Source organism: Bacillus sp. 41-22 (assembly GCF_025809295.1).
GTDB classification, from domain to species: Bacteria; Bacillota; Bacilli; order Bacillales; family Bacillaceae_G; genus Bacillus_A; species Bacillus_A mycoides.
Genome location: NZ_CP084035.1, coordinates 4,571,351 through 4,583,244 on the forward strand (window position 1 = coordinate 4,571,351; position 11,894 = coordinate 4,583,244).

Annotated in this window: 12 protein-coding genes, 1 pseudogene and 1 riboswitch; of the genes and pseudogenes, 7 read left to right on the forward strand and 6 right to left on the reverse strand. The window is 35.8% G+C overall.

Annotated features, from left to right (window positions below):
* Positions 1 to 170: 170 nt before the first annotated feature.
* Complete coding sequence (locus LCF45_RS23465) at positions 171 to 350, forward strand: hypothetical protein (RefSeq protein WP_002034406.1); 180 nt, start codon at positions 171 to 173, stop codon at positions 348 to 350.
* Positions 351 to 356: 6 nt separating this feature from the next.
* Positions 357 to 539 (forward strand): hypothetical protein, encoded by a 183-nt coding sequence (locus LCF45_RS23470; RefSeq protein ID WP_002067721.1) that lies wholly within the window; start codon positions 357 to 359, stop codon positions 537 to 539.
* Between the two features lie 191 nt (positions 540 to 730).
* On the opposite strand, the gene metK is transcribed toward LCF45_RS23470, so the two are convergent.
* Positions 731 to 1,930: a methionine adenosyltransferase gene (metK, locus tag LCF45_RS23475; protein ID WP_263894315.1), complete on the reverse strand. Its 1,200-nt coding sequence runs from the start codon at positions 1,928 to 1,930 to the stop codon at positions 731 to 733.
* A gap of 169 nt (positions 1,931 to 2,099) precedes the next feature.
* A riboswitch (SAM riboswitch) is annotated at positions 2,100 to 2,221 on the reverse strand.
* A gap of 228 nt (positions 2,222 to 2,449) precedes the next feature.
* Here metK and pckA point away from each other — a divergent pair.
* A complete protein-coding gene (gene pckA, locus LCF45_RS23480; RefSeq protein ID WP_002089118.1) occupies positions 2,450 to 4,036 on the forward strand; it encodes a phosphoenolpyruvate carboxykinase (ATP) in 1,587 nt (528 codons plus the stop codon).
* A 296-nt stretch (positions 4,037 to 4,332) separates the two neighbouring features.
* Positions 4,333 to 4,530 carry a hypothetical protein gene (locus LCF45_RS23485; protein WP_002164919.1) on the forward strand — a complete coding sequence of 66 codons (198 nt, stop codon included), beginning with the start codon at positions 4,333 to 4,335 and terminating at the stop codon, positions 4,528 to 4,530.
* Between the two features lie 454 nt (positions 4,531 to 4,984).
* Here the strand turns inward: LCF45_RS23485 and LCF45_RS23490 are convergent, their stop codons facing one another.
* Positions 4,985 to 5,368, reverse strand: a complete 384-nt coding sequence (locus LCF45_RS23490) for an ATP synthase subunit I (RefSeq protein ID WP_002129542.1) — start codon at positions 5,366 to 5,368, stop codon at positions 4,985 to 4,987.
* 292 nt (positions 5,369 to 5,660) lie between these two features.
* On the opposite strand from LCF45_RS23490, the gene LCF45_RS23495 reads away from it, so the two are divergent.
* The gene (locus tag LCF45_RS23495) at positions 5,661 to 5,882 is read left to right on the forward strand and encodes a hypothetical protein (protein WP_002034446.1); all 222 of its coding nucleotides are present in this window, start codon (positions 5,661 to 5,663) and stop codon (positions 5,880 to 5,882) included.
* Positions 5,883 to 5,910: 28 nt separating this feature from the next.
* On the opposite strand, the gene LCF45_RS23500 is transcribed toward LCF45_RS23495, so the two are convergent.
* Positions 5,911 to 6,816 carry a DMT family transporter gene (locus tag LCF45_RS23500; protein WP_002167515.1) on the reverse strand — a complete coding sequence of 302 codons (906 nt, stop codon included), beginning with the start codon at positions 6,814 to 6,816 and terminating at the stop codon, positions 5,911 to 5,913.
* A gap of 113 nt (positions 6,817 to 6,929) precedes the next feature.
* A complete protein-coding gene (locus LCF45_RS23505; protein WP_002089124.1) occupies positions 6,930 to 7,253 on the reverse strand; it encodes an iron-sulfur cluster biosynthesis family protein in 324 nt (107 codons plus the stop codon).
* A 455-nt stretch (positions 7,254 to 7,708) separates the two neighbouring features.
* On the opposite strand from LCF45_RS23505, the pseudogene LCF45_RS23510 reads away from it, so the two are divergent.
* Positions 7,709 to 7,922: pseudogene (locus LCF45_RS23510) on the forward strand (hypothetical protein); the annotation flags it as partial.
* 137 nt (positions 7,923 to 8,059) lie between these two features.
* A complete protein-coding gene (locus LCF45_RS23515; protein ID WP_263894316.1) occupies positions 8,060 to 9,031 on the forward strand; it encodes a collagen-like protein in 972 nt (323 codons plus the stop codon).
* Positions 9,032 to 9,289: 258 nt separating this feature from the next.
* Here the strand turns inward: LCF45_RS23515 and LCF45_RS23520 are convergent, their stop codons facing one another.
* Positions 9,290 to 10,507: an ATP-binding protein gene (locus LCF45_RS23520; protein ID WP_002184789.1), complete on the reverse strand. Its 1,218-nt coding sequence runs from the start codon at positions 10,505 to 10,507 to the stop codon at positions 9,290 to 9,292.
* Positions 10,508 to 10,532: 25 nt separating this feature from the next.
* Complete coding sequence (locus LCF45_RS23525; RefSeq protein WP_016120938.1) at positions 10,533 to 11,762, reverse strand: ATP-binding protein; 1,230 nt, start codon at positions 11,760 to 11,762, stop codon at positions 10,533 to 10,535.
* Positions 11,763 to 11,894: the final 132 nt, after the last annotated feature.

An 11,894-nucleotide genomic window follows, 5' to 3' on the forward strand; every position in this document is an offset into this window, starting at 1 on the left:
AAGCCAATGATGCACCGTGATACAATATAAGTATATACGACCACAAAAAGGAAAATATACTTTCTTATACGCCTGGACTACACACCATTAGCTACTCTTTAAATCCCCTTATATTTTCTACATAGTAGATTTCATTTTAAATTACAAAATAATTTGGAGGTTCACTCACTATGGAACTATACAAAAAATTAACAACAACATTCATCCTCTTATTTGTTGCTTCCATCACTGTCGGCTTTTCCTTAAAAGGCGCGATTCCATACGCTACATTAGTGAGTATTATATTCGCAACGCTATTTTTAATGAGCAGTGCTTTTTGCGCAGGAAAAGCGCGTCAACTGAAAGGCTGACCGTCTATGTTCCGTAAGAAACCAATCCTTTGTAAATCATGTGAAAAGGAAATACAAACGTATGAAAAAGCGTGGATTCATATGCCATTTCCGGCAAGTGGTATGACAAATATGAAGAAGTATATTGAGCTAGACGGGGAAGTTTATTGTAGTTCTTGCATTCAAGTAGTAAATAAAGTGAAACTTTAATCAGTGGGGATTTTGTTCTTCCCCACTGATTATTAGTTGAACCAATCGGGCTTTTACGGGCAGTTAGCCTCCTACCTAACTTTTTTGCTTTACAGCCGAATTTTGAGGTGGGAGGCTTACTGCCCGTTAATGCGGGATAAAACCAAATAAAAAAAGCTTTGCGCACACAGCGCAAAGCTTTTTTTCATATATTATAGACCAGCTTGCTCTTTTAAAGTAGCTGCTTTGTCTGTACGTTCCCATGTAAGATCTACATCAGTACGTCCGAAGTGGCCGTAAGCTGCTGTTTGTTTGTAAATTGGGCGACGTAAGTCTAGCATTTTAATAATACCAGCTGGGCGAAGATCGAAGTTGTTACGAACTAGTTCTACTAATACGTCTTCAGATACTTTACCAGTGCCTAATGTATCAACTGAAATTGATACTGGTTGTGCTACGCCAATTGCGTATGCAAGTTGTACTTCTGCTTTGTCAGCAAGACCAGCTGCTACGATGTTTTTCGCAACATAACGAGCTGCATATGCTGCAGAACGGTCAACTTTCGTTGCATCTTTACCAGAGAATGCACCACCGCCATGGCGAGCGTATCCACCGTAAGTATCAACGATGATTTTACGTCCTGTTAAACCAGCATCACCTTGTGGTCCACCAATTACGAAGCGGCCAGTTGGGTTAATGAAGAATTTCGTTTCTCCATCCATTAATTCTGCTGGAACTACAGCTTTAATTACGTACTCTTTTAAATCGCGATCGATTTCTTCCCACGTAACATCTGGATGATGTTGTGTAGAAATTACAATTGTATCCACACGTACAGGTTTACCATTTTCATCATACTCAACTGTAACTTGCGTTTTTCCATCCGGACGTAAGTATGTTAATGTGTCATCTTTACGTACTTCAGTTAAACGACGAGCTAATTTGTGAGCAAGCGAGATTGGAAGTGGCATTAATTCTTGTGTTTCATTACATGCGAAGCCAAACATTAAACCTTGGTCTCCCGCACCAATTGCCTCAATCTCAGCGTCAGTCATTTGACCTTCGCGTGCTTCTAGTGCTTGGTCAACACCCATAGCGATGTCAGCAGATTGCTCATCGATAGATGTTAAAACTGCACAAGTTTCTGCATCGAATCCGTATTTTGCGCGTGTGTAACCAATGCCTTGAATTGTTTCACGAACGATTTTTGGAATATCTACGTAAGTAGAAGTCGTAATTTCCCCCGCTACCAATACTAAACCAGTTGTTACAGTTGTTTCACAAGCTACACGTGCATTTGCGTCCTTTGCTAAGATCGCATCTAAAATTGAATCAGAAATTTGGTCACAAATTTTATCTGGATGTCCTTCAGTTACAGACTCAGATGTGAACAGATGACGTTTTTTTGTCATGTGGTAAACCTCCCTACAGTAATTGTATATATTGTACGGAACTCATCCTTAATTTGCCACAAACTGCGACATACATTTATTCTCCCACACAAGCATACAGAAAAACCTTTCCTACTTAACATAGAGGAAAGGTTTAATTTGCTACTTGCATACTGCTTTTTGCCCTTTGCTCTTATCGTTCGAGACCGTTAGCCTCGCACAGGTTTTAGCACCTATTCACCTGTATTTACCACTACAAATGAGGTTGCTGGGCTTCATCGGGCCTGTCCCTCCGCCAGCTCGGGATAAGAGAGTATCCGTCCCAACCTATACTAAAGAAATGATATTCATTTGTCAATTAATATTCACATTTTCCTGAAAGTTTTTCTCAATACCCATAGAATGAAATATTAATAGGGAAATGATACATTCACACAAACAAAAATAAATAAATAGTATACATTATTTATATAATTGTGTTATACTATTGATGGGGATTACGAGAAATATTTCATTAAATGAAAAGGATGGTATATAAATATGAGTACTGTGAATGTCCAAATTGGTTTACATGAATTATTGAACGGAAGCAATGCACAGATTCAATTAAGTGTTCCGCAATTAGTGGAAAAAGTATTAATGCGAAACGAAGGGAAATTAACTTCTACTGGTGCCGTTTCTGCTTCAACAGGAAAATACACAGGACGTTCTCCTAAGGATAAATTTATTGTGAAGGAAGCATCGGTTGCTGACAAAATTGCTTGGGGAGCCGTGAACCAACCGATCTCTGAAGAACATTTTAATAAATTATATATAAAAGTTTTAGAATACTTAAAAGAAAAAGAAGAGTTATTCATCTTCAAAGGATTTGCTGGCGCTGATCGCAACTATCGCCTACCAATTCAAGTTGTTAACGAATATGCATGGCATAATTTGTTCGTACATCAATTATTTATTCGTCCAAATGAAGAAGAATTAGCAACTCACGAATCAGAGTTCACAATTGTTTCTGCACCAAACTTCAAAGCAGATCCAGCAATTGACGGTACAAATTCTGAAGCATTCATTATGGTTTCATTCGAAAAACGTATCGTACTAATCGGTGGTACAGAATATGCTGGAGAAATGAAAAAATCAATCTTCTCTATTATGAACTTCTTACTACCTGAACAAGACATTCTTTCTATGCACTGCTCTTCAAACGTAGGCGAAGAAGGCGACGTAGCACTATTCTTCGGTTTATCTGGAACAGGCAAAACAACATTATCTGCTGATCCAAACCGTAAATTAATCGGTGACGATGAGCACGGTTGGTCTGATAACGGTGTATTCAATATTGAAGGCGGTTGCTATGCAAAATGTGTAAACCTTTCTCATGAGAAAGAACCACAAATCTTCGATGCAATCAAATTTGGTTCAGTTTTAGAAAACGTTGTCATTGATGGTCAAACACGCATCGCTGACTATAACGATACTACTTTAACAGAAAATACACGTGCTGCATACCCTATGCATGCGATTGACAATATCGTACTGCCAAGTGTTGCAGGACATCCAAATACAATTATTTTCTTAACTGCTGATGCATCTGGCGTATTGCCTCCAATCAGTAAGTTATCAAAAGAGCAAGCTATGTACCATTTCTTAAGCGGTTACACTAGTAAGCTAGCAGGAACAGAGCGCGGTGTTACATCTCCGCAAGCTACATTCTCTACTTGCTTCGGTTCACCGTTCTTACCGCTTGATGCATCTCGTTATGCTGAAATGCTTGGTGAAAAAATCGAGAAACATGATGCGAAAGTATTCTTAGTAAACACTGGCTGGACTGGTGGCGAATACGGCGTTGGTAAACGTATGAACTTAGGTTACACTCGTGCAATGATTCAAGCAGCACTAAGCGGTGAACTTGCTAAAGCTGAAACTGCAAAACACGACATCTTTGGCCTTGAAGTACCTCGTCATGTTCCAGGTGTACCTGATGAAGTATTAATGCCTGAACAAACTTGGGCTGATAAAGATGCTTACAAGGCGAAAGCAATTGAGCTTGCAAACGAATTTAAAGAAAACTTCAAAAAATTCGACAGCGTTTCTGAAGCTATTATTAACTTAGGCGGTCCAATCGCTTAATTACAAATTTTCTGTTGGAATAACCCTTTTACTCATATGAATAAGTGTCGTGTAACCGTAAAGTTCCGCGTACTCACCGACAAAACCCAATGCGGCTTAACGGTTACACACACTTACATAAAAAAGAAGCTTACGTTAAAAACGTAAGCTTCTTTCTATATCTTATATAAAGTGAAACTTTAATCTCTTCATCTATTGCATACCAATACCCATAAACTTACAGAAAATTCATTTTATAATCATTCGTTTGTAGTTTCCTATGATATATTTTACATATAAAGGAAAGGGTGAGACCCATGAAAAATTTTTCTCGTACAGGAAAAATTTTATTCAGTTATGGAGCGATTCAAATGTTTTGGGGACTTGTAATGCTTAACGTTAATTTATTTGAGCATACAAGTGAAACGATAAAATACATTATTCTAATTATCGGAATAGTTTGTTGTATTGTATCCAACTTTTTTAAAGAACCTAAGAGTCATACTACTAAGTGATTTCATATTAACTTATTGGAAGCGGAAACCTATATTTTATACAAAGTTACGCTTCCTGTTGTACTATCCATCGCCGGATCCCTTATTCCAGAGTAAGCCAATTTTCAATTTAAATAACCAGATTTTCATATATATAAATCACGGCTTCGAACATATAAACTATTTTCCCACTCACTACATCCTTCTGGTTTCACACCGCATGGGGCTAAAAAAGGCTCTGACCGCTTCTATCCCCCGCCGAATCCTCTATTCCATCTAAAAAAGTTCCAAACCTAATTTTCAATTGATATACTCGGATTTTCACACATACAAATCAAGGCTTTGAAAATATAAAGAGATCTCTCGCTCACTTGCTCCTTCTGGTTTCGCACCGCATGTGGCTAAAAAAGGCCCTAACCGCTTCTATCCACCGCTGGATCCTCTATTCCATCTAAAAAGAGGCTTTTCATCTTTTTCAGCCCTTCGTTAATTCTTCCTCATCCTTCATACTATAATACCCTAAATTAATAACGATTAAGAAATAACCACCCAGAATACCTACTGCAAATGCCCACATTACCATATGATGCTCAATTTCGTACATGATAATAGCACCCAAAATTGCAGCTGCAAAGCGATTAAACATACCAAGCGTCGGCGCTTTCGTCTTCTTTACTATACTATCTCCAAGCTTTTCGATACGCCTTCCTAAAATCCAAACACAATACATGCTTACAATAAGTCCAATTCCTGCACCTAGAAAATGTGCTGAAAACGGTGTTAACATCCAGCCTAATAACAGAATACCTAGTAGATAATATGATTGAACTTTAAACGATTTTAATGACAAACTAATCATGCTGTACTCCCCTTCAATGTTTTTTATATTTATCCAACAAAAGCTGTATAACTCATTTCTTTCGAGTCCATACTACTTAAAATCTATTTCATTCAAATTAAAAACAACATAAACGGTATGTTTATGTTGTTAAAATGCTTTTAGGAAATAATATTATACAAGATTTCTAATATAGAATCCCTCATAAATGTGACGTTTTTCAAAACATTTTCGTCCAATTATGAAAAAATTGATATCAATCTATGAACATACGGATATGATGTAATAAGCACATAAATAAAGGGGGCGTCTAATGATTTATTTTTTAATGGCTCTCATTCATCTCATTGTTCCTGCACTTATTGGACTTTCCTTGTATTGGTACACGAAAAAACATAGTATTTTCTATGCTGTCCTCGGTGTTCTTCTTCCAGGTATTATTCTTATTACACTCTTCCGCATTCCTTTTCTTAATTTAATCCCACTTATTACTGCCATTTTATTCCTCGTATTTTTACCAAAAATAAAAAAATAGGAAAGCAGATCATAGGTGATCTGTTTTCCTATTTTGATATAGGTTCTTGCACGATAGAATTAGCTTCTACTTTCTCTGATTTCACAAACCATAGACCGAAGAATATGATGATTCCACCAATTATTTGTTGAAACGATACATATTCATTTGCCCATACAGCTGCAAATAAAACAGCTACAAGCGGCGTAATATACATATATACCATCGTATGTGACGCACCAATTTTTTGAACACCAACATACCACATGACTAAACCGAATACTGTTACAAAGAAAATAGAATATAGTAAAGCAAATAGTGTCATTCCGTGTGTAATGTGAAATGGCATGACAAATACATGTGGACCACTTAACAATAAGAGCGGAATCGCTCCAACTAATGTCGACCATGCAGTAACACGTAATGCTGAGTATTTTTTAATAAGCGGCCCTGCTAAAACGGGATAAAGTCCCCAACATATTGATGTAATAAGTCCAATCCCATTTCCGTATAAAGAACTAGCGAGTGAATGCCCCGCTACTAAAACTAATGTAGCACCAATAAAGGCAATCATGGAACCAACTAACTTTCGAGAAGAAAATTTTTCTTGTTTCAAGAAAATCGCAAATAAAGTTGTAAAAATAGGTGAAATAGATATGAGTAAAGAAGCATTTGTAGCGGATGTGTATTTTACAGTTTCCATAAATAACGTTTGATACAGTACAATACCTACAACGCTAACGATGATTAATCTTGGTATATCTTTTCGCTCCATATAAAGTGACTTTTCGATAAAGAACGTAAGTAATAACAGTAGTGGTGCTGCTGTCATCATTCGAACTGCAGTAAACTCAATTGCTGTAAATTCTAAAAGTCCATATTTCGCAATCGTATAGTTAATCCCCCAAATAATAACGACACTTAAAATTGATAACTCAATTCCCCATCTTTTCATGCGCAACCCCCTCCGCAAAGAGAATTATACAGAAAATTCAACTATATGTACATTTCATTATGTGAAAAAATCCATAAGAAAAAGGAGCATATTATATACTCCTTCTCTCTTCATTATACTCGAACATGTAACTTCATATTCGGATTATAAAACTGGCTTGGGCTCTTCAGCTGGAAAGTTCCTCCAACTTCATGCCAATCAACTGTTAATTTATCATCCATAAATACAAGCTTTGTGCGATCTGCAATAAAGTTTAGTACGCTTGATTCGATATCTACATCGCGCTCATCTTTCTCTGAAACGGCTACTAAATCAATAATCCCGCTCATAACACAACCGCAACCTTCATTATCATAAAATAACTTTATATATTTCGTTTCACTTGGAATCGTATCCATAATCTTTTTATATGCTGCCTCTGTTACAGTAACGTACATGTGTTAACCTACATCCTCTCTTCTCGTATCATTTATATATTGTACCACCATTTTTCTTGAATTTTATATGCGGAAAATTAAGACTACTATAAAATATATGTGATAAAGTGAAACTTTAATCAGGGAGGTATCCATCCCCTTCTGATTATTAGCCCTCGCCAATCAGGCTTTTACGGGCAGTTAATGCGTGATAAAGGAGGTTGTATCACTGATGTTCAAACTACAACGATATCTCATTTTCTTAGGTCTATTAGGTAGCTTTTTTATTTCTAGCGGAATGGTATTACAACATATACTTCCCTATTCTCCTTCTATTGGCTGGATTCTAGGTTTTATTTGTTTCCTATCCGCTTCTTATTTTTCCATAAAAAACAAAAACAACTAACAAAGTAAGAACTATCTTAAGGAGGATTATCAAACATGCCAGCCTTAAAAGAAATAGAACAATAACTTAATCATTTATTACAGGAGAAATCCATTGCCATATCGACAATGATTATGGTAGGCATAAATACTCACTCATTATGGATTATGCGAAAGAAACAAATATGTCACTCATCGGTTTGTCACACTCTGCCTCTGAATATTTAGTGAAAGAGACATTGATGTATGATTGGTTTAAAGAGAATTTTGATGTAGTTGATTCCGCAGGAGACCTGGTGGTTATAAAACTAATAACACCTCCCCTATTTTTAAAATCTATATACACAATACGATCCACCACACAAAATATAGAATCTACAATATATATATAGTAGTTCTACTTTTAAAACTAGATTTTCAAAAATATAGAAAGGAGATAATATATGTACCAACGCAATTGCTTTAGTTGTGACGGTAGACGCAACAGCGGTTCTATCGGCAGTACTGGACCTACTGGCGCTACTGGACCCACTGGTGCTACTGGACCTACTGGCAATGCCGGGTCTACCGGGGCCGGTTTGCAAAGTACTACCGCTTTTAGTCTAGCAGCCGCTCCTAACTATAAAACGGGACAAGTTGTCACTTACACGAGTAGCGGCTATGTTGTAAAAATAGATGCACCTCAAGGATTTCCGAATGTGTCTCAAGATTATATCGTATTGGTAGAAGGTGGTCCTACTGGTTCTACCGGAACTACCGGTTCTACTGGTGCCACTGGTTCTACCGGAGTCACTGGTTCTACCGGAGCTACTGGTTCTACTGGAGTCACTGGTTCTACCGGAGCTACTGGTTCTACTGGAGTCACTGGTTCTACCGGAGCTACCGGAACTACCGGAGTCACTGGTTCTACCGGGACTACTGGACCTGCTGGTAGTTCAACAGCGAAAAGTATTGTTTTTCAAGGGACGAATGCTGGGTTTCAACGTATAGCAGGTTCTCCAGGAATTGATTCTAACGTTATTCCGTATGTAACTGCTGGAGCTGGAAATATAGTTGGTTTTGCTACATCTATAAATATTAATAACTTACCCGCTGCTGTTTATACGATTGATATTTGCAGGAATGTCCCAACAAACCTCTCTGCCCCTACCTCTAGTTACATCCTATCTACTATTACTTTAACTACTACAGATAAAATTACGGGAACTATGACATTTTCAATTAAACCTACGGATATTGGCTCTAGACAACCTCAAGTGTATAACCCTACTCCAGCACCTGGACCTGCCACTGTAACTTGGACTAGTATTACAACCGGAAACCTGTTTTCGAGGGGGGATGCGATATCTCTTTATATTACCCCCGGGATTACGGCAAGTTCTGTATATTCTATTTTTCTAATCACTGATATATAATCCACACTTACAAATCATTCATTTACAAAAAGGACCTCGATGCCGAGGCCAAAAAAATTGCAAATAAATTAAAACAAATAACAGACAAATTTATTATATACTCTCGCTTTAAAACACCCATATTTTGGATTGTGAATTTGTACAGTTTGTCAATGTTGTAAACATCCCGTTTATTAAAATTCCGTACTTCCTTCCACACTGAAAAGGGAAATCACTCTAAAGAAAGTGATTTCCCCTTTTTAAAATATCCCACTATAATTAAATCGGCAACATAATCTCAACAGTCGTTCCAACTCCAACTTCACTTTCAAAGTTCAATTTACCGTGGTGATCTTTAATAATTTTTTCCGTAACTACTAATCCTAAGCCTGTTCCAGTTTCTTTCGTTGTGTAAAAAGCTTCATTTAGCTTCGGAATTTTATCTTTCGGAATGCCGCATCCCTCATCTATAATTTGAACAATGATCACATCTTCCACTATAACTTTTACAGTAATAGTTCCGCCAACTGACATTGCTTCAATCGCATTTTTTATTAAATTAAAAAATACTTGTTTCAATCGTTTTTCCTCACATGTAATTAATGGTATATCTTTACTATAAATAGCATGCATTTTTATTCCTTGTTCTAAAGCTGGCTTTTCCATAACCCTGATAACATAAGAGATGATTTCTTTAATATTATACGTTTCGGATTCTACCGATTTAGATTTCTCAAACCCATTTAGTTCTGTAGCAATTGTATGAATTCGCTCTACTTCCTGTCTCATAATTTCACTATAAATTTTATCTTCTGGATATTTTTTCGCTTGCTTATTCACAAGTTTTTTCAATTTTTCTAACGGTCTTCTAATCTTATCGCCAATTACTGTCGCCATTTTTCCAACCATTGCTAATTTCTCTACATTTCGTATTTCTTTATCCATCATTTCAAGTGTACGAACGTAAGATTGGAATCTTAAAAATATAATCCAACATATAATAACAAACACGCTATATAATGCTATTGGGATAAGAACAATAAAGGATTGAACAACGAATCCCATAAGTGCATATTTTCCAACAATAGTTCCCGCAACTAACCAAAAGTACCTCTTATTCACAAATATTGGTGCAAATAAAATAAAGAATCCTTCTACTATATTCCCGCCATCAAATTCCGCATCACTTCCGTAATAAATAATGAAGTTATTAATAAAATCCAATATATTATAGCCAATTAAAATAATATACTTCACAATATACGGCTTTTTCCATTTCATAAAATAAAGTCCTATAAAGAATAATCCAACCATAAAACTATATAGCCATAAACCTAATCCTTCTCCAAAAGCATCTGCTAGTTTTTGATTTTTATCTGATAAAAGGACAATAGCTTTTTCAGCAAAATCATACGCAAAAAATATAACGAAGAATAAGCTTAAAAATATTATTAATGCCTTTATCTCTTCTTTTTCAAATATATTTCCTTTTTCCATATGATAACTCCTTTAACAACACCTCTTAATCTTGTGTCACATTGCGCTCACATTTTTTCGGGAGCAGTATTTCTACTCTCGTTCCTTTCTTTACTTCACTAGAAATGTGTAATTCTCCAAGGTGCTCTGTCACAATTCGCTCTGCTACCGTAAGACCTAATCCAATTCTATCTTGCTTCGTTGTATAAAAAGCATCCTTAACTCGTCCTAAATTATCCTTTTTTATCCCAAAACCACTATCTACTATACTTACTATTACATAATCTCTTTTTTTATTTTCAACTTGTATTTTTAATGTTCCGCCATGTTCCATTGCCTCTAAAGCATTTTTAATAACATACAAAAATACTCCTTTTAATTTGCGTTTATCACATTCAATTTCGCTTCTATTTTGCTCTTCATTAAAGGTACAATTTATATTTAACTCGTTCATTTTTCCGCGCATGTTTTCTACCGCTTGTACTAAAACATCACTTACAATGTGTTTTTCATAAACAGAAGGTTTACATGCAGCAACCTCCATTAATTCACTAATCATATTATTCATATTTTCGATTTCGAGAATCATTTGTTCATATGTTGCATCTTTTTCGTGTTTCTCTTTTTGTAATTGCGTAAACCCTTTTAATGAAGCAAGTGGGTTTTTAATTTCATGTCCGACTGTCGCTGCCATTTTTCCGATAACCGCCAATTTTTGTGACTGACTTGCCTCTGCAATACGTCCCTTTACTGCTGAAAGATATTGTAAAAATCGATTTAAAATAATAAATGACACGAAAAGTAACACCATATTTATAACAAGAGACATAAACAGGTTAAGTTCTCCAAATACAAATAGGTATATCATATATTTCCCTATAAGGAATGGCGCTAAGACAAATAAATATCTTTTACTCAAAAAGATCGGTACGAAGAAAATGAAAATATATTCAATTACATTCCCTTCATCAAATGCTATTGTATTATGAAAAGCATACCATCCAATATTAAAAGTCTCTGCGATCATGTATGCAAATAAATATGTATATTTAACTAAATATGCTTTTTCTCTCTCAAATAAGTAAACACTAATACCTAATATAGCCATAATATATGCAAGCTTCCATATCCCTTTATGCCAATTTGCTAAAGGCATTGTATCTTCTAATATAATCGCGTATGCAACCTCGTATACAATTAAAATAACATGTATTACCCATAAGAAAATCTTAGCGTTTTTCTTTTCTTCTTTAGCTGATAGAAAACTCTCTTCCACTTCAACACCCCTTCAAAAGAATACCATTTATTATAATAAATGATTTTCATAGACAAACAAAGATAAATTGAACAAATGAGGAAAATCAATCCATAGATAATATACTTCCCCATACCATATGTAAGCATAAAA

What these genes read in the sequence shown, in the direction of transcription:
- LCF45_RS23465 (WP_002034406.1), top strand. Translation starts at nt 171, where the DNA reads ATGGAACTATACAAAAAATTAACAACAACATTCATCCTCTTATTTGTT.
- LCF45_RS23470 (WP_002067721.1), top strand. Translation starts at nt 357, where the DNA reads ATGTTCCGTAAGAAACCAATCCTTTGTAAATCATGTGAAAAGGAAATA.
- metK (WP_263894315.1), bottom strand. Translation starts at nt 1,930, where the DNA reads ATGACAAAAAAACGTCATCTGTTCACATCTGAGTCTGTAACTGAAGGA.
- pckA (WP_002089118.1), top strand. Translation starts at nt 2,450, where the DNA reads ATGAGTACTGTGAATGTCCAAATTGGTTTACATGAATTATTGAACGGA.
- LCF45_RS23485 (WP_002164919.1), top strand. Translation starts at nt 4,333, where the DNA reads ATGAAAAATTTTTCTCGTACAGGAAAAATTTTATTCAGTTATGGAGCG.
- LCF45_RS23490 (WP_002129542.1), bottom strand. Translation starts at nt 5,368, where the DNA reads ATGATTAGTTTGTCATTAAAATCGTTTAAAGTTCAATCATATTATCTA.
- LCF45_RS23495 (WP_002034446.1), top strand. Translation starts at nt 5,661, where the DNA reads ATGATTTATTTTTTAATGGCTCTCATTCATCTCATTGTTCCTGCACTT.
- LCF45_RS23500 (WP_002167515.1), bottom strand. Translation starts at nt 6,816, where the DNA reads ATGAAAAGATGGGGAATTGAGTTATCAATTTTAAGTGTCGTTATTATT.
- LCF45_RS23505 (WP_002089124.1), bottom strand. Translation starts at nt 7,253, where the DNA reads ATGTACGTTACTGTAACAGAGGCAGCATATAAAAAGATTATGGATACG.
- LCF45_RS23515 (WP_263894316.1), top strand. Translation starts at nt 8,060, where the DNA reads ATGTACCAACGCAATTGCTTTAGTTGTGACGGTAGACGCAACAGCGGT.
- LCF45_RS23520 (WP_002184789.1), bottom strand. Translation starts at nt 10,507, where the DNA reads ATGGAAAAAGGAAATATATTTGAAAAAGAAGAGATAAAGGCATTAATA.